The sequence below is a fragment of the Bradyrhizobium cosmicum genome (genome assembly GCF_007290395.2).
Lineage (GTDB): Bacteria > Pseudomonadota > Alphaproteobacteria > Rhizobiales > Xanthobacteraceae > Bradyrhizobium > Bradyrhizobium cosmicum.
In genome coordinates, this window is the sequence record NZ_CP041656.2 from 7202842 (window position 1) to 7229377 (window position 26536).

Sequence of the window (26536 nt, forward strand, 5' to 3'; positions counted from 1 at the left end):
CAGCGGGTCCACGTATACGGAGTAAGCAAAAATAAATCGCTAACTTACCTATCGAAAAAAAGCAGGCACCTATCGCTGCCACGCGCGCTCCGCTCAAAACACCGGAGTTTTGCGGGGAGGTTCCAAGGTAACGCAGGTGCCGAGCGCAAGACAGATTCCGAACGCCGCGCTGAACTGCGCTACTGCAACGTGCAGCACGGCGAGGGCCGCACCCTACGCTTTCAAGCGTGTTGCTACGCACTCGCGGCCATGGCGGCGGCTTCCGCGGCCGCGCGCTGCATGCTAGTCGACATCTCGTTGGTCACCGTGCTCTGCTCCTCGATCGCGGCAGCCGTCGACGTCACATATTCGCTGACGTTGTTGATGGCCGTCTTGATCGAGGCCAGGGCCGTGACGACGTCGCTGGAGATGCCGTTGAGGCTGCCGATCTCCGCGCCGATCTTGTCGGTGGCCTGCTTGGCCTGGTTGGCGAGACTCTTGACCTCGGAGGCGACCACCGCAAAGCCGCGACCGGCTTCGCCCGCGCGAGCGGATTCGATCGTCGCGTTGAGCGCCAGCAAGTTGATCTGCCCGGTGATGTTGTTGATGAGTTCGACGATGCCGCTCATCGCCTGCGCGGCTTCGGTGAGACGCTGAGCCTGCGCGTCGGCGGCAGCGACCTGATCGACGGCACTGCCTGCGGTCTGGCGCGACTTGGTCATGGCTTCGGAGATTTCCCGCACCGAGGCGTTGAGCTCCTCCGACCCGGCGGCGACCGATTCCATCATGGCGCGGACGCGCTCGTTGCCCATACGGACCAGCACCTGCCTCGTGACATCGGTGGCGTATTTCACGACCTTGCATGGCTTGCCGTTGAGATCCATGATCGGGTTGTAGGAGGCCTGGATATAGACCTCCTTGCCACCCTTGCCGATGCGCTTGTACTCCGCCGCCTGGTACTGGCCGCGGTTGAGAGCGGCCCAGAACTCGCGATAGGCGGCGCCGTCGCGCTCCGACGGCTGGACGAACATGCTGTGATGCTGGCCCTTGATCTCGGCCAGCGAATAGGCGAGCGCGCCGAGGAAGTTGGCGTTGGCGGTGATGATCGTGCCGTCCATGTTGAACTCGATCACCGCCTGCGCCTTGTCGATCGCCGCAAGCTGGCCGTCGGAATCCGCATTCTTCAGCTTCTCGGCGGTAACGTCGGTTGCGAACTTGACGACGCCGAACGGCTTGCCGCTCTCGTCGAGCAGCGGATTATAGCTGGCGAGGATCCAGACCTCGCGGCCACCCTTGCCGATCCGCTTGAACTCGCCGGTCTGGCATTCGCCGCGGTTGAGCGCCGCCCAGAATTCGCGATAGGCTGCACTATCGCGCTCTTCCGCCGGCATGAAAACGCTGTGGTGCTTGCCCTGGATTTCGCCAAGCGAATAGCCGAGCGCGTTGCAGAAATTCTCGTTGGCGGTGACGATGGTGCCGTCGAGGTTGAATTCAATCACTGCCTGCGCCCGGCCGATCGCGGCAATCTTCGAGGCGTCGGCGAGGCCGCGGATCTTCTTCTCAGTGATGTCGGTTGCCATCTTGACGACCTTGACCGGCTTGCCGTCACTGCCAGCCACCGCGTTGTAGGACGCCTCGATCCAGACCTCGCGGCCGCCCTTTGCGATCCGCTTGAATTCGCCCGACTGGAACTCGCCACGATTGAGCGCCGCCCAGAACGCCTGATAGTCGGCGCAGTCGCGCTCGTCGGCCGGGACGAAGATCGAGTGATGCTTGCCCCTGATCTCGTCGAGCGCGTAGCCGAGTGCCTTCAGGAAATTCTCGTTGGCGGTGACGATCGTTCCGTCCATATCGAACTCGATCATGGCTTGCGACCGGCCGAAGGCCTCGATCCGGGCCTGTGCATCACTGTAGGACTTGCGACCAAACATTCTCTGCTCTCCAAAATGACATGCTCGCGGCGGAGCATTTGCGGCAGTGCCGACCTGCAATTTTCAATGAGGGATTCCAAGTGGCCTCGGCCAAATCGCGGCACGTCTGTGCCACCTCGGCAGGCCACTGCTGCCCGACCGGTCGAATTGAACGGCTGAGGGCGAGAAACCCTCTAAATAAGACTCTCAAATCGATTGATAATGAAGATGCCGATTATCCGCAGGCAGCATTAATCTGAAAGTCATCTGCGAATCGAGAATTCAACGGCTTACGGGAATCACGGCGCCACGGCGATCCAAGGCCGACCACCGGGTGACTACGGAGACGTCCTGTCGCAGCCGCTCGCACGCAAAGGGACGCGGGCCAAAATGCGTTCTGCATTGGGCCGAGTTCGAATCCTGATTCAGGCGGCCCTTCGCTTTCGTCGCCCGTTCCACCATAGCGTCAAATTCCACGCGATGCAGGTCGCGAGCGCGAGGCTGAGGCCGATCGCGGAACCGAAACTGGTGGCACCGACATGAACCACGGCAATCGCCATCCCGAATCCCAGCAGGCCCCAGGCGGAGTTGGCGAGCACGGCGGCGGTCGGCGGTCCGCCGATGCGCGGATGCAGGATCACCATCATGCTGGAGAACACGACGGGATAGAGCGCGATGATGCCGCTGATGCGAGGACCGACCCAGCTCGACGTCGAGACGACGATGGCGACGAGGGTCGCGACCAGCGCGGCGCGCATCGGAATGTCGTACCAGCGGCGCGTCACCAGCGGCATCTTCACGTCGCGATAGCCCGCGAGCAGCGGAATGCAGATGCCGAATGCGATCAGGTTGACGGCGAGCCCAGCCGTCAGGCTCCAGTCGAACATGCGGATGACCGAGGCAATGGCGATCCAGACCGCGAAAGCGCTCCCGCAGCTCACCAGAAGACTGTGCCGCTGCGCCAACACGACATAGGTGAGAGCCATGAAGATCGTCGCCGCGTTGACCGGTAGGCTCGACAGCGCGCCCTGCGCGATGAAAGCGGCGTCATGATCGATCGCGAGGAAGACGTAGGACGGACCAGCCGAGACCGGCAAGGTTGCGACCAACGCGCCGATCACCGGTCCCGAACGCTCGGTGATGACAGACGCCGACACGACGAACGCCGCCGCGATCGCCATGCGCAGAAGAAGGAAGAGAATGAAGTGGAGGTCGAGGGACATTTTTTCTTCTTACCCTCCCCTGGAGCGAGAAGGGTCGGCTCATATGGAGCGTAGCGAAATATGAGACGGGGTCGGGTGACAGTCTCTCGACGCATGCGGTGCCGAGTGGAGAGATCACCCCACCCCGCTCGCGCTGCGCGCGATCGACCCTCCCCCTCCAGGGGAGGATCAGCAAGGTCACATCCGCTGCATCGACACCGAAACCTTGGGGCCGTTCTTGATGGTCTGATAAACCACGCAATAGCGCTCGGTGAGCTTCAGCAGCAGATCGAGCTTGTCCTGGGGCGCATCGGTGTCGACCTCGAAGCGCAGGCGGATCTCCGCGAAACCGACCGGGGCCTCCTTGTCGACGCCGAGCGTGCCGCGGAAATCGAGATCCCCTTCGGCATAGACGTTGCCGGTCTTGAGCGGCACCTCGATCGCGGTCGCAACCGACTTCAACGTGACGCCAGCGCAGGCGACCAGCGCCTCGAGGAGCATGTCGCCGGAGCAGAGCTCGAGGCCGGAGCCGCCGGTCCCGGGATGTAGGCCTGCCATTGCGATGGCGCGGCCAGTCTCGACCTTGCAGGCGATGCCTTCGCTATCCGTTGAGCCCTTGGCCTTCAACGTGATCATCGCGGTCTTGGGATCGGTCTTGTAGCGTTCCTTGATCGGGGCCTGCATCTGGCGCAGTGCTGCAGCGTCCATCGTGTTCTCTCCCGGAAAAATCGTCTCTACGAAGTACCGGCTTGAGCCGGGATTGTCGACGACGCCGAGCTACCCGCGCGGCGGCCACCCCGCGTTATCCGGTAATTTTTTATTGTTTTGCAATAAGTTATGCTTAGATGCGAGCAGCACGATTCCGATCTCTCGGGGGCTCCCGCCGGCTGCAGATCGGCTCGGGCAGGCATGGAACGAGCATTGCCCGAGAATGGCGGGTGACAGCGCCTGTCACCTCTTATATCCGGTGAGACATGGACAGCATTGCGACTGAGCAGAAGCCAGGGGTTGATGATCGCTTCGACACCGCGCGGATCACCGCCGCGGTCGACGCACTTGCCGAAAGGCACCAGGGACGTGAGGACGCGTTTCGCACGGCCATGGCGCAATTGCTCAAGGCCGAGCTGATCGCGGCGCGGGACGTCGCACAGGCGATCCTGCTCAAGGACCGTCACGGAAGGCACTGTGCCGAGCGGCTGTGCCACGTGCAGGACGAGATCATCCGCATCCTCTATTCGGCGGCAACGCGTCATCTCTATCGCTCGCCGATCCCGAGCGGGGCCGAGCGCATGGCGGTGGTTGCGACCGGCGGCTATGGCCGCGGCCTGATGGCTCCCGAGTCCGACATCGATCTGCTGTTCATCCTGCCCTACAAGCAGACCGCCTGGGGCGAGCAGGTCGCCGAAGCCATCCTCTATTGCCTCTGGGACATGGGGCTGAAAGTCGGCCATGCCACGCGCTCGGTCGACGAGTCGATCCGCCAGGCACGCGGCGACATGACGATCCGCACCGCGATCCTGGAGACGCGCTTCCTCACCGGCGACCAGCCGCTCTATGACGAGCTGGTCGAACGCTTCGACAAGGAAGTGGTGCAGGGCACGGCGTCCGAATTCGTCACCGCAAAGCTCGCCGAGCGCGAGGAGCGGCACCGCCGCGGCGGCCAGTCGCGTTATCTGGTCGAGCCCAACGTCAAGGACGGCAAGGGGGCGCTCCGCGACCTGCATACGCTGTTCTGGATCGCGAAGTACGTCTATCGCGTGCGCGACACCGACGAGCTGGTCGAGCGCGGCGTGTTCGACGCGCAGGAATATCGCACCTTCCGCCGCTGCGCCGATTTTCTCTGGTCGGTGCGCTGCAATCTGCATTTCTACTCGGGACGCGCCGAGGAGCGCCTCTCCTTCGACCTCCAGCGCGAAATCGCGGTCCGGCTCGGCTACACCTCGCATCCCGGCATGCAGGACGTCGAGCGCTTCATGAAGCACTACTTCCTGGTCGCCAAGGAAGTCGGCAACCTCACCGCTATTCTCTGCGCCAAGCTCGAGGACCAGCAGGCCAAGCCCGCGCCGGTGCTGAGCCGGATGATGGCGCGGCTGCGCCCGACCCCGGTGAAGCGGCGCGTGCCCGACAGCGACGACTTCATCGTCGACAACAACCGCATCAACGTCGCCGCCCCCGACATCTTCAAGCACGATCCGGTCAATCTGATCCGCATCTTCCGTCTGGCGCAGAAGAACAACCTTGCCTTCCATCCGGACGCGATGCGCGACGTGACGCGCTCGCTCGGCCTGATCAACGCGCAGATGCGCGAAAATCCCGAGGCCAACCGGCTGTTCATGGAGATCCTGACCTCCGACAACGCCGAGATCGTGCTGCGGCGGATGAACGAGACCGGCGTGCTCGGCCATTTCATTCGCGCCTTCGGCAAGATCGTCTCAATGATGCAGTTCAACATGTATCATCACTACACGGTCGACGAACATCTGATCCGCTGCGTCGGCTTCCTGCAGGACATCGAGCGCGGCGGCCTCGATGAGTTCGCGCTCGCCAGCGACCTGATGCGCAAGATCCGGCCCGAGCACCGCGCGGTGATCTACATCGTGACGCTGCTGCACGACATCGCCAAGGGCCGGCCCGAGGATCACTCGATCGCAGGCGCCAAGGTGGCGCGACGGCTGTGCCCCCGGCTCGGCTTCAGCGCGGCCGACACCGAGCTCGTGGCCTGGCTGATCGAGGAACACCTGACCATGTCCACGGTGGCGCAGTCGCGCGACCTCTCCGACCGCAAGACGATCGAGAATTTCGCCGCCGTGGTGCAGTCGGTCGAGCAGATGAAGCTGCTCACGATCCTCACCACCGCCGACATCCGCGGCGTCGGCCCGGGCGTGTGGAACGGCTGGAAGGCGCAGCTGCTGCGCTCGCTCTATTACGAGACCGAGCCGGTGCTGACCGGCGGCTTCTCGGAAGTCGATCGCGGCAAGCGCCTCACCGCCGCCTATGCCGAATTCCGCATGGCTTTTGCCGAATGGCCGGCGGACGAGCTCGATGCCTATATCGGCCGGCACTATCCGGCCTATTGGCTCAAGGTCGAGCTGCCGCGCAAGATCCGCCACGCGCGCTTCGTCCGCTCCAGCGAGCAGGCCGGCCACAAGCTCGCGATCAATGTCGGCTTCGACGAGGTGCGAGGCGTCACCGAGCTGACGATCTTCGCCGCCGACCATCCCTGGCTGCTGTCGATCATCGCGGGCGCCTGCGCCTCGGCCGGCGCCAACATCGTCGACGCGCAGATCTACACCACGACCGACGGACGCGCGCTCGACACGATCTCGATCTCGCGGGAATACGACCGCGACGAGGACGAGGGGCGGCGCGCCACCCGCATCGGCGAGATGATCGAGGACGTGCTGGAAGGCAAGCTGCGCCTGCCCGAAGTGGTGGCGCGGCGCACCGTGCGCAACAAGGCGCGGCCGTTCGTGATCGAGCCGGAAGTGACCATCAACAACCAGTGGTCCGACCGCTACACCGTGATCGAGGTATCCGGCCTCGACCGCCCCGGCCTGCTCTACGAGCTGACCACCGCGATCTCGAAGCTCAACCTCAACATCGCCTCGGCCCATGTCGCGACCTTCGGCGAGCGCGCCCGCGACGTGTTCTACGTCACCGACTTGCTGGGTGCACAGATCAACGCCCCGACGCGGCAATCGGCCATCAAGAGTGCGCTGACCCATGTGATGGCCGGCGACAAGGCGGTTGCTGCACCGGCGGCGTGAGGAACGACGCGTTGCGTCGCTAGACCGCCACGCCTTCGTGCCGCAACAGCCAGCGCTTGCGTTCCAGCCCGCCGCCGTACTTCACCAGCGAACCATCCGCGCCGATCAGGCGGTGACAGGGCAGCACCACGCTGATCGGGTTCGAGCCGTTGGCATGACCGACGGCGCGAATAGCCCTGGGCGTCTCGATCCTTGCGGCGAGCGCACCGTAGCTCATGGTGGTTCCGGCTGGTATTTTCGCCAGCGCGGTCCAGACTTTTTGCTGGAACGGCGTGCCAGCGATCCGCCACGGGACACATGAGAGCCGGCCGAGGTCGCCTTCGAAATACTCCGACAGCGCAGTCTTCATCGCCGTCGGCGCAGGCCGATCGCGGAGATCCACGGAGCCGTAGTGCAGGCGCAACAGCTCGCACATGCGGTGCTCGTAGTCGTCCCAATCGAGCGCGCGCAAGGCGCCCTCGGCATCGGTGACGAGCAGCGCGATCCCGATCGGCGTCGTCAGGCGATCGAGGCCGAAGCTGACAGGCGTCTTGGTTGACCGAGCAGGCATGACGACACCATTGAACCGAAACACGGCATCGCACTTGCCATGCCGGCCGTGCTAACGTCCACCCGAAAGCTGATGCTTTTTGGGGGAGCTCAACTTGGTTCTGATCGCCAATATCCTGGTGGCGCTGGTCGCCGCACTGCACGCCTACTTCCTGATCCTCGAGATGTTTCTCTGGGACAAGCCGCTTGGCTTGAAGACATTCCGCAATACGCCGGAGAAAGCCGAGATCACGAAGGTGCTGGCGGCCAACCAGGGCCTCTATAACGGCTTCCTTGCCGCCGGCCTGATCTGGGGCCTGGTGCATGGCAACCCGGCCTTCGCGTTCCAGATCAAGGCATTCTTCCTGCTCTGCGTGATCGTCGCCGGTGCTTACGGTGCCGCGACCGTCAGCACGCGCATCCTGATCGTACAGGCCCTGCCGGCGGCGATCGCGCTGGTTGTCCTGTTCCTCGCTTAAGGTTCTTTGCCTGAGACGCTAGAGCGCAGCGCCGCGATCCTTGCGCGGCACCTCACCTTCCTCCACAATCTTCGGCAGCGATGGCGACCGTTGGCAATCAACGGGAAAAGACCGTCGACCGGAAAATTCCGTCAGGAGGAACAACCCAACATGAGCAATCGCAGAGCTTTCGTAGCTGCCACGGCGGCGCTCGCCTTCGCGTTCTCCGCCAACCAAGCCTTCATAAGTCCAGCCTTCGCCCAGAAGAAATACGACACCGGAGCCAGCGACACCGAGATCAAGATCGGCCAGACCGTGCCGTTCTCCGGGGCCTATTCGGTCTATGCCAATATCGGCAAGACCCAGGCGGCTTACTTCAAGATGATCAACGATCAGGGCGGCATCAACGGCCGCAAGATCAATCTGATCCAGTATGACGACGCCTATTCGCCGCCGAAGACTGTCGAGCAGGTGCGCAAGCTCGTCGAGGGCGACGAGGTGCTGTTCACCTTCCAGATCATCGGCACGGCCGCGAACGCCGCCGTGCAGAAATATCTCAACGGCAAGAAGATCCCGCAGCTGCTGGCCTCGACCGGCGCGGCGCGATTCAACGATCCGCAGAACTATCCCTGGACCATCGCTTACAATCCCAACTACGTGTCCGAGGGACGCATCTATGCCAAGTACATTCTCAAGGAGCATCCGAACGCCAAGATCGGCGTGCTCTACCAGAACGACGACATGGGCCGCGACTATCTCGCGGGCCTGAAGAGCGGTCTCGGCGACAAGGCCGCCAGCATGATCGTCGGCGAAGTCTCCTACGAGGTCACCGATCCGACGGTGGACTCGCAGGTGGTCAAGCTGAAGTCGCTGGGGGCCGATCTTTTCTACGATGCCTCGACGCCGAAATTCGCGGCGCAGGCCATCAAGAAGGTCGCCGAGCTCGGCTGGAACCCGGTGCACATCCTCGACATCAATGCGAGCCCGATCTCGGCGACGCTGAAGCCGGCCGGCCTCGACATATCCAAAGGCATCATCTCGACCCAGTACGGCAAGGAGCCGAGCGATCCGCAGTGGAAGGACGATCCGGGCGTGAAAGCGTTCTTCGCCTTCATGGACAAGTATTTCCCCGAAGGCGACAAGCTCAACACGGTCAATACCTATGCCTATTCGGTCGCCGAGCTGCTGACGCAGGTTCTGAAGCAGTGCGGCGACGACCTGTCGCGTGAGAACGTGATGAAGCAGGTCGCCAACATCAAGGACTTCACCCCGAGCTTCGCGCTGCCCGGCATCAAGATCAACACCGGGCCGAACGACTACCGCGTCAACAAGCAGATGCAGATGATGAAGTTCAACGGCGAACGCTGGGAGCTGTTCGGACCCATCATCGAGGACAATGGCCCTGCGGGTTAGTCTCGCTTCGTAGGGTGGATTAGCGAAGCGTAATCCACCTCTTTGGTTTCCGCGGAAGCTGAAGAGGTGGGTTACGCCTTCGGCTCACCCACCCTACCAAGGACGGGCACCTCCCCACCTTGCGTTGCAGCAAGGCCTCATCCACAATCGCCCTCAGCGATGGCATCGGACGCACCGTGCGCCCGGCAGACCATCGGCGATAACAAACTGAGGAAATTGCGAATGAGGAACGGAATTCTGCATGCGGCCACGGCCGCGGCGCTGACCCTGGCGCTGTCGGTCTCTGCGGCCAATGCCCAGAAAAAATATGATCCGGGCGCCAGCGACACGGAGATCAAGGTCGGACAGACCATGCCGTTCTCCGGACCGGCGTCGGCCTATTCGTCGATCGGCAAGACCCAGGCCGCCTATTTCAAGATGATCAACGACCAGGGCGGCGTCAACGGCCGCAAGATCAATCTGATCCAGTATGACGACGCCTATTCGCCGCCGAAAGCCGTGGAGCAGATCCGCAAGCTGGTCGAGAGCGACGAGGTGCTGCTGACCTTCCAGATCATCGGCACGCCCGTGAACGCGGCGGTGCAGAAATATCTGAATTCCAAGAAGGTGCCGCAGCTGTTCGCTGCCACCGGCGCATCGAGGTTCACCGATCCGAAGAACTTCCCGTGGACGATGGGCTTCAATCCGAACTACTTCGTCGAAGGCCGCATCTACGGCCAGTACATCCTGAAGGAGCATCCGAACGCCAAGATCGGCGTGCTCTATCAGAATGACGACCTCGGCAAGGACTATCTGAACGGCATCAAGGCCGGCCTCGGCGACAAGGCCGCCAAGATGATCGTGACCGAAGCGTCCTACGAAGTCTCCGATCCGACGGTCGACTCGCAGGTCCTCAAGATCAAGGACGCCGGCGCCGATCTGTTCTTCAGCGCGACGACACCGAAGCAGGCTGCGCAGGCGATCAAGAAGATCGCGGAGATGGGCTGGCATCCGGTGCAGATCGTCGACATCAACGCCACCTCGGTCGGCGCGGTGCTGAAGCCCGCTGGCCTCGATGCCGCCAAGGGCCTGATCAGCGTCAACTACGGCAAGGAACCGCTCGATCCGACCTGGAAGGACGACGCCGGCCTGAAGAGGTATTTCGACTTCATGGACAAATACTATCCGGACGGCGACAAGGACTCGAACTTCAACACCTACGGCTACAGCACGGCGCAGCTCCTGGTCCATGTGCTGAAGCAGTGCGGCGACGACCTGACGCGCGAGAACGTCATGAAACAGGCGGCGTCGCTGAAGGACGTCGTCAGCGACACCGCGCTGCCCGGCATCAAGGCCAACACCTCGCCGACCGACTACCGCGTCAACAAGCAGCTTCAGATGATGAAGTTCAACGGCGAGCGCTGGGAGCTGTTCGGCCCGATCCTGGAGGATGCCGGTCCGGCGGGTTAGCGGTTGAAAACAACTGCCTCGACGACGTCATGCCCGGGCTTGTCCCGGGCATCCACGTTCTTGGGGCGATAAAGGAAGCCGTGGATGGCCGGGTCAAGCCCGGCCATGACGGCGGAGAGGCGCGCCTTCGGCTCTCAGTCCGGTATCTCCCCAAAGTTCTTCCCCACCGGCAGCACCGCGTGCCGGATCAAGCGCGAATCCTCCACGGCAGCCTGCCGATGCTTTACCGCTTCGCGGTAGACGGGATCGCGGATCATCTCGACGAAGGCGCCGACGCTCGGATACTCGGCGATGAAGCAATGGTCCCAGCGCTCATCCTGCGGGCCGATCAGCATCAGCTCGAACCTGCCCTGCCAGACGATGCGGCCACCGAGGCGTTCGAACACCGGGCCGCTCTCACGGCCATAGGCGGCATAGGCTTCCGCGCCGCTGGCCTTGCGGCCATCAGGGTAAGCCGCCTCCTTGCGCAAGCGGACCAGGTTGAGCATGTGGATCGGGCCCGGGCGGTTGTTGTCCCGGAATTGCGCGAAGACGTCCTTGGTCGGATCGATGTGGCCCATGCGGTTCCCTCTTGTTTTATGCCCGCGATCCTAGCCCTGCGGCCCAGGAAGCGGAACTGCGGCGAGCGAATGCCGCACCTCCTAATCGCGCGTTAACGTCGGGGTAACCGGGCCTTAAACAGCGACCGCTAGCGTGCGGCGGGGCGGGCTGACCGGGCGTTTGCGTATGGGGTTGGGAAAGAAAAAGGGTGGGCGGAAGGAGCCGTTGTTCGGCTTGCCTGCTGCGCTCGCCGATCTGCGCCTGACCGCGGCGGACCGCATCCCCAACGCCGAGGACAAGCCGAAGAAGCCAACGAAATCATCCGCCAAGCGCAAGGTTGAAGAACCGGACGACGAGCCGCCGCGGGAGCGCAAGGCGTCGGCCGGCCGCAGCGGCGCCAAGCGCCGCTCGAAATCGCGCTTCGGTGCCGGCCTCGGCCGCCTGGTCTATTGGGGCGCGGTGCTGAGCCTGTGGGCCGCGATCGCCGTGGTCGGCGTCGTGGTTTATGTCGGCGCCCATCTGCCGCCGATCGACTCGCTGGAGATCCCCAAGCGCCCGCCGACGATCCAGATCGTCGGCATGGACGGCAGCATGCTGGCGCAACGCGGCGAGATGGCCGGCGCCAACGTCTCGCTGAAGGACCTGCCGCCGTATCTGCCGAAGGCTTTCATCGCCATCGAGGACCGCCGCTTCTATTCGCATTTCGGCATCGACCCCGTCGGCATTTTGCGCGCGCTCGTCACCAACGTGCTCCATCGCGGCGTGTCGCAGGGCGGCTCGACCCTGACACAGCAGCTCGCGAAAAACCTGTTCCTGACCCAGGAACGCACCATGCAGCGCAAGCTGCAGGAAGCCGAGCTCGCGATCTGGCTGGAGCGCAAGCACTCCAAGAACGAGATTCTGGAGCTCTATCTCAACCGCGTCTATTTCGGCTCGGGCGCCTACGGCGTCGAGGCCGCGGCGCAGAAATATTTCGGCAAGCCGGCGAAGAGCGTCACCGTCGCCGAAGCCGCGATGCTGGCCGGCCTCGTCAAATCGCCCTCGCGCCTTGCGCCGAACCGCAATCCGGAAGGCGCGGAAGCGCGCGCGAAGATCGTGCTCGCGGCGATGGCGGATGCGAAGTTCATCACCGACGCGCAGGCGCAGGCCTCGATCGGCCATCCCTCCTACAATGTGAAGCCGGCCGGTGCCGGCACGGTCAACTATGTTGCCGACTGGATCGGCGAGGTGCTGGACGATCTCGTCGGCCAGATCGACGAGAGCATCAAGGTCGAGACCACGATCGATCCGAAGCTGCAGGGCGTGGCGGAAGCCGCCATCATCGACGAGCTCGCGGCCAAGAGCGTGAAGTTCAACGTCAGCCAGGGCGCGCTGGTGGCGATGACGCCCGACGGCGCCGTGCGCGCCATGGTCGGCGGGCGGAACTATTCCGACAGCCAGTACAACCGCGCGGTGACCGCCAAACGCCAGCCGGGCTCCTCGTTCAAGCCGTTCGTGTACCTGACTGCGCTCGAGCAGGGCCTGACGCCCGACACCCTCCGGCAGGACGCGCCGATCGAGGTCAAGGGCTGGAAGCCTGAGAACTACACCCATGAATATTTCGGCGCGGTGACGCTGACGCAGGCGCTGGCGATGTCGCTCAACACGGTCGCGATCCGCCTCGGCCTCGAGGTCGGGCCGAAGAACGTGGTGCGCACCGCGCACCGGCTCGGCATCTCCTCGAAGCTCGAGCCCAACGCCTCGATCGCGCTCGGCACCTCGGAAGTTTCGGTGGTCGAGCTGGTCGGCGCCTATGCCCCGTTCGCCAATGGCGGCTTCGCGGTGACGCCGCACGTCGTCACGCGGATCAGGACGCTCAGCGGCAAGCTGCTCTACATGCGCCAGCCCGATGAGCGCAACCCGGTGGTCGACCCGCGCTATGTCGGCATGATGAACGCGATGATGCGGGAGACCTTGATCAGCGGCACCGCCAAGAAGGCGGAGATCCCCGGCTGGCCGGCCGCCGGCAAGACCGGCACCAGCCAGGATTACCGCGACGCCTGGTTCATCGGCTACACCGCCAACCTCGTCACCGGCGTCTGGCTCGGCAATGACGACAACTCGCCAACCAAAAAGGCGACCGGCGGCGGCCTGCCGGTGGAAGTCTGGACGCGCTTCATGAAGACCGCGCACGAGGGTGTGCCGGTGGCGAACCTGCCGAGCGCACCAGGTGGCTGGGGGCTGTCGAACCTCGCACAGGCCGCCTCGCAGGTGTCGCCGCCGACCGCGCCAGCATCAGGACCAGCGCCGGCCCAGCCTTCATACGGTGGCGGCTATCGCCCGCCGCCCACGCGCGCCAATGCGCGGCCGGAAGCAGCCGCGGGGCTCGATGGCTGGCTGATGGACCGGCTGTTTGGCGGGAATCGGTAGGCGTTGCTGAGGCCCCGCAACCAAAACCGCGAAAACAACCCCATGCACAGTAGGCGACGGCTTCGCGCGTGATGCTGGGTGAGGTGTGCGAACGCTTTGATGCGGCGGAGTAAATTGCGCGACACGCAATGATCGAGAGATGTGGCGAGAATTGAGCGGGAGGCTCCAACGTCGTCCCACTCTCGGTGTCGTCCCGGCGAACGCCGGGACCCATACCGCGCGATCTATCGATAGCGAAGGGTGGGAGTACCGAATGACTGGTCTTCGCCAAACTTCTCTCTGTGGTTATGGGTCCCTGCTTTCGCAGGGACGACAGGGAGTGTTGTTGGGCTAGCCGCGCGCCCTAATCCTCGACCCCGTACCGGTGCAGGTCGTTGCCGTAGGTGTCGAGCCACTTCTTGGCGCGCTCCATTGACGGGCAGACCTTGCCGCAAACGCGCCAGAACTTCGCCGAATGGTTCATCTCGACGAGATGAGCGACCTCGTGGGCGGCGAGATAGTCGAGCACGAAGGGCGGCGCGAGGATCAGGCGCCAGGAGAACGACAGCGAGCCCGCCGAGGTGCATGAGCCCCAGCGGCTGGACTGGTCGCGGATCGAGAGCCGCTTGACCTTGACGCCGAGCTCGGCGGCATAGGCGTCAGCCGAGCGCTGAAGATCGTGGCGCGCCTCGCGCTTGAGGAAGTCATGGACGCGACGGTCGGCATGTTCGACACCGCCGGCGACGCAGAGAATGCGTTCACCGCTGTCGCGCACCTCGGTCCACACCGTGCCGCGGGTGCCAGCGCGATGAACGATGCGATGAGGAACGCCGCGAAGCGGTATCACTGTGCCAGGTTGGAACGGCGCGGCCTTCGGCAAGCGGCCGAGGCGTGCCGCAATCCATGCGCCGTGACGCTGCGCGAAGTCCTTGGCTTCAGCCAAAGTGCCGCGCGGCGGGATAGTCAGGATCGCCTCGCGGTCGCTCGGATGAATTCGAAGGGTGTAACGGCGCGCGCGGCGATGCCGGCGCAGCCGAATCGCAAACATTTGCGACCCGTGGGTGATCACGAGGGCCTTCGGTTCGTGGGGCCGCCGATAAAGGAGTGCGCGTGTGGCCATGTCTGTCAGTCCGGGGAGCAGGAGTTCGCCCGGATTCTGCCATAACCGCCGCCAGGGAAAGCGCTCGGCGCAAAAACAAATCATTTGCCCAATATACAGGGGTTCTGGCGTCCGGAGACCCTACAGACTGGGGTTGGAACCCCGATTTTTCGCCCCCGCTGGACGCATGCGGCACCCCCAAGGGGTGAGGCCTGACTCACTCCTATAAAGCTACCTAAATACCTCGAATCTGGTGGGCCCCGCCCCCTGCCGGAGGCTCCGGCAGACCCCGAATTTTCGACGGGAAAGCCGAAAAGCGGAGTTATTCGGCCGCGAGCGCCTGCAACGAGCTCGGATTCGCTGCGGAGACCATGAAGTCGTGAATCCTCGGCACGATTTCCGACTTGAAACGCGATCCGTTGAACACACCGTAATGGCCGACGCCCTTCTGGACGTAATGAACGCGGCGATGATCGGGAATCGAGCTGCACAATGTGTGCGTTGCTTCGGTCTGACCGAGACCTGAGATGTCGTCGTTCTCGCCTTCGACCGTCATCAACGCCACGCGCGTGACCTTGGAGGGATCGACGCGAGTTCCACGATGGGTCATCTCGCCCTTCGGCAGCGAGTGCTTCACGAATACCGTGTCGACCGTCTGCAGGTAATATTCGGCGGAGAGATCCATCACCGCGAGATATTCATCGTAGAATTCACGATGCTTGTCGACGAGATCACCGTCGCCCTTCACCAGATTGGCGAAGAGCTGCTTGTGGGCATCCATGTGCCGGTCGAGATTCATGCTGATGAAGCCGTTCAGCTGCAGGAATCCCGGATAGACGTCGCGCATCATGCCCGGATGCGGGAACGGCACCTTGGTGATGACGTGGTTGCGGAACCAGTCGATGCCGCGCTCCTGGGCGAGGTTGTTCACCGCGGTCGGATTGCGGCGGGTGTCGATCGGGCCGCCCATCAGCGTCATCGAGGTCGGCACGAAGGGATCGCGCCGCGCTTCCATGATCGAGACGGCAGCGACGACCGGCACGGAGGGCTGGCACACCGCCAGCACATGCGTGTTGCCGCCGAGAACGTGCAGCATCTCGATGACATAGTCGATGTAGTCGTCGAGATCGAAGCGGCCTTCGCTGAGCGGCACCATGCGGGCATCGGCCCAATCGGTGATGTAGACCTCATGCGCCGGCAGGAGGGCTTCGACCGTGCCCCGCAGCAGCGTCGCATAATGGCCGGACATCGGTGCCACGATCAGCACGCGCGGCTGCGGGCTGCGCAGCGGACGGGTGAACTTGCGATCGAAGTAGAGCAAGCGGCAGAACGGCTTTTCCCAGACGGAGCGAACCTCGACGGGGACGCGGATGCCATTGACCTCGGTGTCGTCGAGACCCCATTCCGGCTTGCCGTAGCGGCGCGTGGTGCGCTCGAACAACTCGCAGGCTGCGGCGACCGACTTGCCGACCTCGGTGCGCGTCCAGGGGTTCAACGGATTCTGAAACAGGAATTTGGTCGCGTCGGTAACTGCACGCGCCGGATTGAGAGAGGCGTGCGCCATCTCGTACATCCAGTACATCGGCGTCGTCAGGACCGGGCTGCCTTCAGCTGCCAGGGGCGGCGCGCCGCCGAACTCACCAATAGGCATGATCAAATCCCTCTTCGCATCGCAGCATACTGCCGAATGCGTAATATTGCGTCAATGCTTGGTTCCGTACATCTACGTAGCGAAGGCGGTTAAATCAGCCTGAATCCACGATAAAGTGACGTTATTCGCCGCCCGACAGCAGCGAGCCATTCTTCCTGGCGCTGCGCAAAAGGGCAAGGAATGCCCAAAAAGAAGCAACCAGCAGCACTGCATTGATGGCTAACGCCTCCAGCATCAGATCGATCCGGAAGGTCTGCTCGATCAGCAACGCGCGCATTCCCTCGAACACGTAAGTCGGCGGCAGCGCCCAGGCGACATATTGCAGCCAGACCGGCAGCACGCTGACGGGATAGTAGATGCAGGCGAGCGGCATGATCGCGAACATCAAGGTCCAGACGATGCTCTCGGCGCCAAGACCGTTACGGAGCACCAGCCCCGAGACGAAGATGCCGACCGACCAGCTCGTGAAGATCAGATTGCAGAAGAACGCGATCAGCGGCAGGCCGAGGCCGTAGACGTTGAAGTGAAATAGGACCAGTGCCAGCAGCGTCATCGGGATGACGCCGATCGCGAGCCGGATCAGGCTCATCACCATGAGCGACAGCAGAAACTCGATCGGCTTGAGCGGGCTCATCATGAGGTTGCCGAGATTGCGCGCCCACATCTCTTCCAGAAACGAGATCGAGAAGCCGAGCTGCCCGCGGAACAGGATGTCCCAGAGGATGACGGCGCCGATCAGCGTGCCGCCGGCACGCGCGAAGAAATTGGAATTCTCGGCGATGTAGTACTGGATGAAGCCCCATGTGATGACCTGCAGCGCCGGCCAGTACAGCAGCTCGAGCAGCCGCGGCCAGGACGACATCAGCAGATACCAGTAGCGCAGGATCATCGCGCCGATGCGCTGCAGGGAGATGCCGCGGTGGAGGGAGAGCTCACTCATCTCGCCGCCTCCTTCGCGCCGTTGCCCCGGCCACGCGCGACGTCCAGGAACACCTCTTCCAGGGTGGTGCGGTTGTAGCGGGCCATGATGGCTTCCGGCGTGTCGTCGTCCTCGATGCGGCCGCGCTTCATGATGATGACGCGGTCGCAGAGCCGCTCGACCTCGAGCATGTTGTGCGAGGCCAGGAGGATGGTGGCGTTGTTCTCCTTGCGATAGCGCTCCATATGCGCCCGCACCCAATCGGCAGTGTCAGGGTCGAGCGAGGCGGTCGGCTCGTCCAGCAGCAACAGCTCCGGGTGGTTGATCAGCGCCTTGGCCAGCGCGACACGGGTCTTCTGGCCGGCGGAGAGCTTGCCGTTGGCGCGGTCGATGAAATCGGTGAGGTCGAGCTCGTCGGCGAGCTCCGCGATGCGGTCGGAAAGATTGTTCACCGCATAGAGCTTGCCGAACACGGTGAGATTCTGGCGTACCGTGAGCCGCATCGGCATGTCGACATAGGGGCTCTCGAAATTCATCCGCCCCAGCACGGACGCGCTTTCCTCGGGCATCGCTCGCCCGAGCACCCTGACGCGGCCGGAGGTCGGCAGCACCAGGCCCATGATCATCGCAATGGTGGTGGTCTTGCCGGCGCCGTTGCCGCCCAGAAGTCCGGTGATGCTGCCGCGCGGGAGCGAAAAGGAGATATCGTCGACGGCGCGGGTCTGCTTGTAGACCTTGACGAGGTGATCGACCTCAATTGCCGCAGAGGAGCTGCGCTCCGCGACAGTCGGCGGACTTGAAGCTTTGTCGTTCCCGGTCATGCTGGGCGTTCTTCTGCTATTGCAGCGGAGAGCGCAAGGCTTGTAATCCGGGTGGTTCCGCGAGCCCCGCGTTTGTGACCGAGAAGGCACCGCCACATTGGCCGACATGACCGAAATTGCCGCCTCCGACTTTCGCCCTGCGCAGCGGCATATCCGCCTGGACACGATCCTGCGGCTGCGCTGGCTCGCGGTGCTCGGCCAGCTCGCCGCGATCTTCATCGTGGCGCAGGGACTGGAGTTCAACGTCGAGATCGTCCCCTGCGTCAGCATCATCGCCCTGTCGGCGGCGATCAACCTGGCACTCCAGACCGTATCGAATCCGCTGCAGCGGCTGGAGCCGATGCAGGCGGCCGGACTGCTGGCGCTGAACATCATCGAGCTGGCCGCGCTGTTGTTCTTCACCGGCGGTCTGCAGAACCCGTTCTCGTTCCTGTTCCTCGCGCCCGTGCTGATCTCGGCCACCGCGCTGCCGGCCCGCTTCACCTTCGGGCTTGGCGTGCTCGCCGTTGCCTGCGCTTCGGTGCTGTTCTTCTACCATTTCCCCCTGCCCTGGGATTCCGACGATCCGCTGGTACTGCCGCCGATCTATCTCGTCGGCGTCTGGCTCTCGATCGTGCTCGCGATCGGCGTCACCAGTCTCTACTCGTTCCAGGTCACCGAGGAGGCGCGCAAGCTCGCCGACGCGCTGGCCGCGACCGAATTGGTGCTGACGCGCGAGCAGCATCTGACCCAGCTCGACGGCCTCGCCGCCGCCGCCGCGCACGAGCTCGGCACGCCGCTTGCGACCATCTTCCTGATCTCGCGCGAGCTCGAAAAGACCGTAAAGGATCCGAGCTTCGCCGCCGACCTGAAGACCCTGCGCGAACAGACCCAGCGCTGCCGCGAGATCCTCAGCAAGATCACCCAGCTCTCCTCCACCGGCGCGCCGTTCGACCGCATGAAGCTGTCGGAGTTGATCGAGGAGGTGGTGGCGCCGCACCGCGATTTCGGCGTCGACATCAAGGTGCGGATCGCGGTCGCCGTGGCCGCCGAGCCGGTCGGCTCGCGCAACCCGGCGATCCTGTACGGCGTCGGCAACATCGTTGAGAACGCGGTGGATTTCGCCCGCACCACGGTCGAGGTGAATGCATGGTGGAACAAGGACAATATCGAACTCGTGATTTCCGACGATGGTCCCGGCATTCCGCCCGACATCTTGAACCGGATCGGCGAACCCTATCTGTCGCGGCGGCGCACCCTGGATGACGGCGGCGGCCAGCAGCGCGGCCTCGGCCTCGGCGTGTTCATCGCGCGGACCTTGCTGGAACGCACCGGCGCCAAGGTGTCGTTTACCAACCGGACCTTTCCGGAACACGGCGCCGTGGTCCAGATCACGTGGCCGCGAGAGCGTTTTGAGGCTATCGAGACGCTCGAAGAAACAATAGGATAGACCGCGACCTTGCGTCGCACGGCAGGGCCGATCGACTATTGGCGGCCTTGGCACCGCTTGCTTGCGACGCCATATGTAGATGTGCAGGACAGAGGACAACACCTTGAACGCCATCGCCGAACTGAACGAACAGACCGACCGCTCGCTTCTCATCGTGGAGGACGACAAGCCGTTTCTGGAGCGGCTGTCGCGCGCCATGGAAACCCGCGGTTTTGCGGTGACGTCGTGTGACACGGTTTCGGATGGTCTTGCACAGATCGGCAAGGCCGCGCCGGCATACGCCGTGGTCGATCTTCGCCTCGGCGACGGTAACGGCCTCGACGTCGTCTCCGCGCTGAAGAAGAAGCGCCCCGAAGCCCGCGCCATCGTGCTGACCGGCTACGGCAACATCGCCACCGCCGTTACCGCGGTGAAGATGGGTGCGATCGACTATCTTTCGAAGCCCGCGGATGCCGACGACGTGGTCGCAGCGTTGCTCTCGACCAACACCGACAAGTCCGAGCTGCCGGCAAACCCGATGTCGGCCGACCGTGTCCGCTGGGAACACATCCAGCGCATCTACGAAATGTGCAATCGCAACGTCTCGGAGACGGCGCGCCGGCTCAACATGCACCGCCGTACGCTGCAGCGGATCCTGGCGAAGCGCGCGCCGAGGTAATCATCACCGCAATCGTGCCCCGGACGCAGCGCAGCACGAAGTGATGCGCTGCTGAGCCGGGGCCCATGCCTCAGCTTAATACGTCGCCTTCTGGGTCCCGGCTCTGCGCAGCAACGCCAATGCGTTGCAGCGCGTCCGGGACACGAGACCGCCCTACTCCCAAAATTCCGCATGCCCCTGCGGATCGACCAGCCGGTTGATCCGCAGCGCCGCAGCCATTCCAAACCGCACCGTCATCTGCTTGCGCGTGGCGGCTGCGATCTTGTGCTCGGGTGCCTCGCACTGCAGATGCGCGCCATAGGCGTCGGCGATGATCAGGCCGGTATCTCGCGGAAAGATCTCGCACGGCAGGTCCTGCGTAAAGGCGAAGAACAGCCGGTCGCAATGGGCGCGGTATTCGTGCCATTTCTGGTCGGCGCGCAGATCCTCGACCGACGACTTGATCTCGACGATCCAGATCTCGCCGCGCTCGTTCAGCGCCACGAGGTCGGCGCGCCGCCCCGACGGCAGCGGCAATTCGCTGATGCAGGTGAAGCCCAGCGAGCGCAACAGCCGCGCGGTGCCGCGCGCGATCGCCAGCGCCGTCTCCGATTGGCGACGGTCCGGCGGCGGCACGAGGGCGATGTTTCGGGCGGGGCTGTCCATGAGGGGAGTTTAGCCGATTCCGTCGGGTGCGGACACCGTCCGATAGAGGCGAATCGCCACCACCTACTCTGTGTCGTCCCCGCGTTCGCGGGGGCGACAACGAGCATGAAGTGGGAACCACGCCTCCCTCTCGCACTTATCACGCAGCCGCCGCAGCTCGGCGGAACCATCGAGGCTGCCCCGGCATGATCGACGACCTCTGGTACAAGAACGGCGTAATCTATTGCCTGTCCGTCGGCACCTATATGGATGCCAACGGCGACGGCATCGGCGACTTCAAGGGCCTGTTGCGGCGGCTCGATTATCTGCACGGCCTCGGCATCACCACGATCTGGCTGATGCCGTTCCAGACCTCGCCGGGCCGCGACGACGGCTACGACATCGCCGACTATTACAGCGTCGATACCCGCTACGGCACGCTCGGCGACTTCGTCGAATTCACCCATGGCTGCAAGCAGCGCGGCATTCGCGTCATCATCGATCTCGTCGTCAACCACACCTCGGACCAGCACCCCTGGTTCAAGGAGGCGCGGCGCGACAAGAACTCGCCCTACCGCGACTGGTATGTGTGGTCCGACAAGAAGCCGGCCGGCGCCAACCAGGGCATGGTGTTTCCCGGCGTGCAGAAATCGACCTGGACGCGCGACAAGGAAGCCGGCGCCTGGTTCTTCCATCGCTTCTATGATTTCCAGCCTGATCTCAACACCTCGAACCCGCATGTGCAGGCCGAGATCCTCAAGATCATGGGCTTCTGGATTCAGCTCGGCGTCTCCGGCTTCCGCATGGACGCCGTACCCTTCGTGATCGCGACCAAGGGCGCCAAGGTGAAAAAGCCGGTCGAGCAATACGACATGCTGCGCGCGTTCCGCGAGTTCCTGCAATGGCGGAAAGGCGACGCCATCATCCTGGCCGAAGCCAACGTGCTGCCCGAGACCGACATGGAATATTTCGGCCGCGATGGCGACCGCATGCACATGATGTTCAACTTCCACGTCAACCAGCACCTGTTCTACGCCCTGGCCTCCGGCGACACGCGGCCGCTGGCGAAGGCGTTGAAGGCGACCAAGCCAAGGCCGACCGCGGCGCAATGGGGGCTGTTCCTGCGCAATCACGACGAACTGGATCTGGGACGGCTGACCAAGGCGCAACGCGACGTGGTCTTCAAGCGCTTCGGTCCCGACAAGGACATGCAGCTCTACGACCGCGGCATCCGCCGCCGCTTCGCGCCGATGGTCGGCGGCGACCGCAGGCGGCTCGAGCTCGCCTACAGCCTGATGTGCACGCTGCCGGGGACGCCGGTCATCCGCTACGGCGACGAGATCGCGATGGGCGATGATCTTTCACTGCCCGAACGCAATTGCGCGCGCACGCCGATGCAATGGTCTACCGAACCGCATGGCGGCTTCACCAAGAGCGACAAGCCGGCATGTCCCGTGATCGACGAGGGTCCCTACGGCTACGAGCACGTCAACGTCGCAAAACAGCGGCGCGATTCCAATTCCATGCTGAACTGGACCGAGCGCATCGTCCGCATGCGCAAGGAGGTACCGGAGATCGGCTGGGGTGATTTCGCCATCATTGCGACGCGCGATCCCGCAATCCTCATCATGCGCTACGACTGGCGCAACAACTCGGTACTGTTCGTGCACAATCTCGACGAACAGCCACGCGAGACCGCGTTCTCGGTGGGGCTGCCGGGCGGTGCCGGCGAACATCTCATCAACCTGCTCGCGGAAGACCACAGCCACGCCGACAAGCGCGGCCAGCACCGGATCGTGCTGGAGCCCTACGGTTATCGCTGGTACCGGGTGGGCGGGCTGGACTACCTGCTGAAGCGGAGCGATATCGACGAGAGCACGGCCGGCAACAAGCATCCGGGGTGACGTCGCTGGGGTTTTACTCCACCGCTCCCAAGAGCGTCATTGCGAGCACAGCGAAGCAATCCAGAATCTTTCCGCGGAGGCAGTCTGGATTGCTTCGCTGCGCTCGCAATGACGGGGAGGGAATGTCGACGACAGTTAGGCCGGCGGCGTCACGATCACCCCTTCGTTGCCGCGCAGATCCAGTACGCCTTCAAGCTTTTCGCCTTCACGATCGAGGAAGGTCGAGATGAGAATCTCGCTGCCAAACCTTATCGCGCTCGTCGTCACCGCGATCGGCTCTGGCCCGAGATTGAGCACGACGATCACGCCCCTGCCCTCGGCGTCACGGCGATAGATCAAGAGATCGCCTTGCGTGGCGATCGGATGATAGTCGCCGGCCACCAGCGGCAGGCAGCCTTTCCGCAACGCAATGAGACGCTTGTAGAGGCTGAGAATCGAGCGCGTGTCGGCGTCGAGGTTGACGACGTTCTCGTGGACATGATCCTCGGGCAGCGGCAGCCAGGGCTTCGTTTCCGAGAAGCCGGCAAATTGCGAAGAATCCCACTGCATCGGCGTGCGGCAGCCGTCGCGGCCGACGCCGATGCCGGGGACATTCTTCTCGAAGGGGTCGCGCACGTCCTCGGGCGCGATCGCGAGCTGATGCATGCCGATCTCGTCGCCGTAATAGAGCGTCGGCGTGCCGCGCAATGTCAGCAGCAGCATGGCGGCGACGCGCGCCTGCTCCGCCCCGACGCGGCTTGCGACGCGCGGGCGGTCATGATTGCCGAGCACCCAGTTCGGCCAGGCGCCTTTCGGCAGCGCCTTCTCGTAATCGTGAATGATCTGCTCGATCGAGCGCGCGCTCCAGAAGGTCGAGAGCAGCGCGAAATTGAACGGCATCTGCGCGCCGCTGAGATCGTTGCCGTAATAGGCCATGAGGCGGTGCAGCGGCAGATAGACCTCGCCGATCAGCACGCGGTCACCGAAAGAATCAATGACGCGCCGCATCTCGGCGATCACGTCGTGCACCTCCGCTTGATCGGTGGAATATTGCGTCAGGATCTTCTCGTGCGGCGGCCGGCCCTCGACGTAGTGCGGGTTGGGCGGATTGTCGCGGAATTCGGCGTCCTTGATCAGGTGCCAGATCACATCGACGCGAAAGCCGTCGACGCCCTTCTCGAGCCAGAACCGCATCACGTCGTAGATCGCCGCGCGAACGTCGGGATTGCGCCAGTTGAGATCCGGCTGCTGGGCGAGGAAGGCGTGGTAGTAATATTGACCCGTGGTCTCGTCGAATTGCCACGCGCTGCCGCCGAACTCCGACAGCCAGTTGTTGGGCGGCCCGCCATCGGCCGCCGGATCGCGCCAGACGTACCAGTCGCGCCTGGGATTGTCGCGCGAGGCGCGGCTCTCGACGAACCAGGGATGCTGGTCGGAGGTGTGGTTCGGCACCAGATCGAGGATCAGCTTGAGGCCGCTGTCATGCGCGGCCGCAAGCAGCGCGTCGAAATCCTCCATCGTGCCGAACAGCGGCGCGATGCCGGTATAGTCGGAAATGTCGTAGCCGAAATCCGCCATCGGCGAGGGGAAGACCGGCGACAGCCAGATCGCATCGACACCGAGCGATTTCACATAAGGCAGCCGCCGCAAGATGCCGGCGAGATCGCCGACACCGTCGCCGTCTGAGTCCTGAAACGAGCGCGGATAGATCTGATAGAAGATGCCGTGCCGCCACCAGTTCTCGCCGCCCTGTGCCATCCTCGAAATACCACCCTGTAACTGCGCCATGCGCGAGAGAACGCGGAAGCCACGCCCCGGTTCAAACCGACAGGCGAATTGGGACAGCCGTGTGACGGATGGGGCCGTTGTTCCCGATGCGCCGGCACGAATCTTTTGCTTGGCCCTCGGCCAAAAATCGGCATTGTGGCGCCATGAGCGAGCAAAATGACCCCCAATCCAAGGCCGGCGCGATCATCGTTCCCGTGACGCTGTTCGAGCAGAACTGCACCATCATCTGGGACGAGCCCGGCAAGAAGGCGGTGGTGATCGATCCGGGCGGCGACGTGCCGAAGATTCTGGAAGCGATCAAGCAGTCCGGCGTCACCGTCGAGAAGATCTGGCTGACCCACGGCCATATCGACCATGTCGGCGGCGCGGCGGAATTGCGCGATGCTCTCAAGGTGCCGATCGAGGGCCCGCATGCCGCGGACAAGTTCCTGCTCGACAACGTCGTGGAGAGCGGCGCGCGCTTCGGCATGACGGGCGGGCGCAACTTTGCACCGGACCGCTGGCTGGAGGAGGGCGACACCGTGTCGATCGGCGACCTGTCGTTCGACATCCTGCACTGCCCCGGCCACTCGCCCGGCAGCGTGGTGTTCTTCAACAAGGACTTACGTTTCGCCCATGTCGGCGACGTCTTGTTCGCGGGCTCGGTCGGGCGCACCGATCTGCCCGGCGGCAGTCACGCCACGCTGATCAACTCGATCAAGACCAAGCTGCTGCCGCTCGGCGACGATGTCGGCTTCATCTGCGGCCACGGCGCCGGATCGAGCATCGGCCAGGAGCGGATGACCAATCCGTTCATCACCGGCGAGATGTGAGCGCGGCGCGCGCTACTTCATCAGCCCCGCGGCCGTCAGCGCCCGGGTGATGACCGCACTGATATCGAGGCGACGGCTTTTCTCGGGGGGCGGCTTCGCCGCTTGATCGGCGACGGCCGATCGGATCGACCTGGCAAGATGCGGCGCTGGTGACAGTGCTGGCACCGGCTTCGGCGCTGGCGCAGACTTTGCTGCCGCTTTCTTCGTGGCAAGGTTCGGAATCCAGCCGGTCAGGCCGAAGAACTTGGCGATGTGGTAGGACGACGAAATTCCAGCTTCAATCAGGAAGGCGCCTTCGACGCCATAACGCTGATCGTTGTCGGCAATGCCAAGCGGCGTGCCGTGCGACATGCCGGTGATGGCGTAGGATTCGACGACGGTTTCGCCGTCCTTGTCCCACCAGGTCTGGCGCGGGTAGCCGTCGACGATCGTCTCGGCCATCGGCGCGCCGGGCAGACCGTGCAGATCCAGCCACTGCTTGACGATCGCGTTGGCATTGCCGGGATTGACGGTGCGGTCGGCGCTGCCATGCCAAACCGAGATTTTCGGCCAAGGCCCACGGTGGTTCGACGCCTGTCGTACGAGCTTTCCGAGCTCCCGCGCCGGCCGATCCGGCGAATGAAACATGCCCTCCAGTGCTTCGCGCAGATTGGTCGCGATGCCGTAAGGCAGGCCCGCGACAACAGCCCCGGCCGCAAAGACTTCCGGATAGGTCGCGAGCATCACGGAGGTCATCCCGCCACCCGCGGACAGACCGGTAATGAAGACTCGCCGCGCGTCGATGCCGTGCGTTTCGGCCATGTGCGCGATCATCTCGCGGATCGATTGCGCCTCGCCGCTGTCGCGCGTGATGTCTTCGGTGTTGAACCAGTTGAAACAGGTGTTGGCGTTGTTGGCGCGCTGCTGCTCCGGCATCACAAGGGCGAATCCGTAATGATTTGCCAGCGTCGACCATCCCGCGCCGAGATCGTAAGCGGCTGCAGTCTGGCCGCAGCCGTGCAAGACGACGACCAGCGCGCGCGGCTGCTGCAACTGCGCCGGCACAAAGCTGTACATGCGCAGCTGACCAGGATTGGAGCCGAAGCCTGTGACCTCCTCCAGCGGGCTCGATACGCTGGCGCCAAGGCCGAATTCGCGCAAGCGAAACCCATCCAGCTTGGGCAGCTGCCGTAACAGTTCGAGATTTTTGGCTAATGACACCGGCAGCTCCAGGTGGGG

General features: G+C 63.7%; 21 protein-coding genes. 9 read left to right on the forward strand and 12 right to left on the reverse strand.

Going from position 1 to position 26536, the window contains the following annotated elements; all coding sequences use genetic code 11:
• Positions 1-233: 233 nt before the first annotated feature.
• From FNV92_RS34265 to FNV92_RS34275, 3 genes are all read right to left on the reverse strand, one after another.
• On the reverse strand, positions 234-1910 hold the full coding sequence (locus FNV92_RS34265; RefSeq protein WP_143842764.1) for a methyl-accepting chemotaxis protein: 1677 nt from the start codon (positions 1908-1910) through the stop codon (positions 234-236).
• 404 nt (positions 1911-2314) lie between these two features.
• A complete protein-coding gene (locus FNV92_RS34270) occupies positions 2315-3112 on the reverse strand; it encodes a hypothetical protein (RefSeq protein WP_015689321.1) in 798 nt (265 codons plus the stop codon).
• Between the two features lie 177 nt (positions 3113-3289).
• Positions 3290-3799: an OsmC family protein gene (locus FNV92_RS34275; protein WP_015689322.1), complete on the reverse strand. Its 510-nt coding sequence runs from the start codon at positions 3797-3799 to the stop codon at positions 3290-3292.
• A gap of 266 nt (positions 3800-4065) precedes the next feature.
• Here FNV92_RS34275 and FNV92_RS34280 point away from each other — a divergent pair, with 266 nt between their 5' ends.
• Positions 4066-6858 carry a [protein-PII] uridylyltransferase gene (locus tag FNV92_RS34280; RefSeq protein WP_143842763.1) on the forward strand — a complete coding sequence of 931 codons (2793 nt, stop codon included), beginning with the start codon at positions 4066-4068 and terminating at the stop codon, positions 6856-6858.
• Between the two features lie 19 nt (positions 6859-6877).
• Here the strand turns inward: FNV92_RS34280 and FNV92_RS34285 are convergent, their stop codons facing one another.
• A complete protein-coding gene (locus FNV92_RS34285) occupies positions 6878-7408 on the reverse strand; it encodes a methylated-DNA--[protein]-cysteine S-methyltransferase (RefSeq protein WP_143842762.1) in 531 nt (176 codons plus the stop codon).
• 100 nt (positions 7409-7508) lie between these two features.
• Between FNV92_RS34285 and FNV92_RS34290 the strand changes: the two genes are divergently transcribed.
• The 3 genes from FNV92_RS34290 to FNV92_RS34300 all read left to right on the forward strand — a co-directional run bounded on the left by FNV92_RS34290 (position 7509) and on the right by FNV92_RS34300 (position 10706).
• On the forward strand, positions 7509-7865 hold the full coding sequence (locus FNV92_RS34290; protein ID WP_186355522.1) for a DUF1304 domain-containing protein: 357 nt from the start codon (positions 7509-7511) through the stop codon (positions 7863-7865).
• 150 nt (positions 7866-8015) lie between these two features.
• Positions 8016-9257, forward strand: coding sequence for an ABC transporter substrate-binding protein (locus tag FNV92_RS34295; protein ID WP_143842761.1), 1242 nt, complete (start codon positions 8016-8018; stop codon positions 9255-9257).
• A 222-nt stretch (positions 9258-9479) separates the two neighbouring features.
• A complete protein-coding gene (locus tag FNV92_RS34300) occupies positions 9480-10706 on the forward strand; it encodes an ABC transporter substrate-binding protein (RefSeq protein WP_168213414.1) in 1227 nt (408 codons plus the stop codon).
• Between the two features lie 134 nt (positions 10707-10840).
• Here the strand turns inward: FNV92_RS34300 and FNV92_RS34305 are convergent, their stop codons facing one another.
• Positions 10841-11266: a DUF1330 domain-containing protein gene (locus FNV92_RS34305; protein WP_143842759.1), complete on the reverse strand. Its 426-nt coding sequence runs from the start codon at positions 11264-11266 to the stop codon at positions 10841-10843.
• A gap of 166 nt (positions 11267-11432) precedes the next feature.
• Between FNV92_RS34305 and FNV92_RS34310 the strand changes: the two genes are divergently transcribed.
• Positions 11433-13655, forward strand: coding sequence for a transglycosylase domain-containing protein (locus FNV92_RS34310; protein ID WP_143842758.1), 2223 nt, complete (start codon positions 11433-11435; stop codon positions 13653-13655).
• Positions 13656-13998: 343 nt separating this feature from the next.
• On the opposite strand, the gene FNV92_RS34315 is transcribed toward FNV92_RS34310, so the two are convergent.
• The 4 genes from FNV92_RS34315 to FNV92_RS34330 all read right to left on the reverse strand — a co-directional run bounded on the left by FNV92_RS34315 (position 13999) and on the right by FNV92_RS34330 (position 18124).
• The gene (locus FNV92_RS34315) at positions 13999-14838 is read right to left on the reverse strand and encodes a M48 family metallopeptidase (protein ID WP_041748633.1); all 840 of its coding nucleotides are present in this window, start codon (positions 14836-14838) and stop codon (positions 13999-14001) included.
• Positions 14839-15055: 217 nt separating this feature from the next.
• Positions 15056-16384 carry a polyhydroxyalkanoate depolymerase gene (locus tag FNV92_RS34320; RefSeq protein ID WP_015689331.1) on the reverse strand — a complete coding sequence of 443 codons (1329 nt, stop codon included), beginning with the start codon at positions 16382-16384 and terminating at the stop codon, positions 15056-15058.
• 121 nt (positions 16385-16505) lie between these two features.
• Positions 16506-17324 (reverse strand): ABC transporter permease, encoded by an 819-nt coding sequence (locus FNV92_RS34325; RefSeq protein ID WP_143842757.1) that lies wholly within the window; start codon positions 17322-17324, stop codon positions 16506-16508.
• The gene (locus FNV92_RS34330) at positions 17321-18124 is read right to left on the reverse strand and encodes an ABC transporter ATP-binding protein (RefSeq protein ID WP_143842756.1); all 804 of its coding nucleotides are present in this window, start codon (positions 18122-18124) and stop codon (positions 17321-17323) included. Before FNV92_RS34330 ends, FNV92_RS34325 begins: the two co-directional genes overlap by 4 nt.
• A gap of 106 nt (positions 18125-18230) precedes the next feature.
• On the opposite strand from FNV92_RS34330, the gene FNV92_RS34335 reads away from it, so the two are divergent.
• Complete coding sequence (locus FNV92_RS34335) at positions 18231-19553, forward strand: ActS/PrrB/RegB family redox-sensitive histidine kinase (RefSeq protein WP_041748634.1); 1323 nt, start codon at positions 18231-18233, stop codon at positions 19551-19553.
• Between the two features lie 103 nt (positions 19554-19656).
• Complete coding sequence (locus FNV92_RS34340) at positions 19657-20211, forward strand: ActR/PrrA/RegA family redox response regulator transcription factor (RefSeq protein WP_143842755.1); 555 nt, start codon at positions 19657-19659, stop codon at positions 20209-20211.
• 153 nt (positions 20212-20364) lie between these two features.
• Here FNV92_RS34340 and FNV92_RS34345 read toward each other — a convergent pair whose 3' ends face one another.
• A complete protein-coding gene (locus FNV92_RS34345; RefSeq protein WP_143842754.1) occupies positions 20365-20856 on the reverse strand; it encodes an MmcB family DNA repair protein in 492 nt (163 codons plus the stop codon).
• A 185-nt stretch (positions 20857-21041) separates the two neighbouring features.
• Between FNV92_RS34345 and FNV92_RS34350 the strand changes: the two genes are divergently transcribed.
• On the forward strand, positions 21042-22739 hold the full coding sequence (locus FNV92_RS34350) for an alpha-amylase family protein (RefSeq protein ID WP_143842753.1): 1698 nt from the start codon (positions 21042-21044) through the stop codon (positions 22737-22739).
• A gap of 135 nt (positions 22740-22874) precedes the next feature.
• Here FNV92_RS34350 and FNV92_RS34355 read toward each other — a convergent pair whose 3' ends face one another.
• Positions 22875-24476, reverse strand: a complete 1602-nt coding sequence (locus tag FNV92_RS34355; RefSeq protein WP_143842752.1) for an alpha-amylase family glycosyl hydrolase — start codon at positions 24474-24476, stop codon at positions 22875-22877.
• 173 nt (positions 24477-24649) lie between these two features.
• Here FNV92_RS34355 and FNV92_RS34360 point away from each other — a divergent pair, with 173 nt between their 5' ends.
• Positions 24650-25318 (forward strand): MBL fold metallo-hydrolase, encoded by a 669-nt coding sequence (locus FNV92_RS34360; protein ID WP_143842751.1) that lies wholly within the window; start codon positions 24650-24652, stop codon positions 25316-25318.
• A gap of 12 nt (positions 25319-25330) precedes the next feature.
• On the opposite strand, the gene FNV92_RS34365 is transcribed toward FNV92_RS34360, so the two are convergent.
• Entirely contained in the window at positions 25331-26518 is a 1188-nt protein-coding gene (locus FNV92_RS34365; RefSeq protein WP_143842750.1) for an extracellular catalytic domain type 1 short-chain-length polyhydroxyalkanoate depolymerase, read from the reverse strand.
• Positions 26519-26536 lie beyond the last annotated feature (18 nt).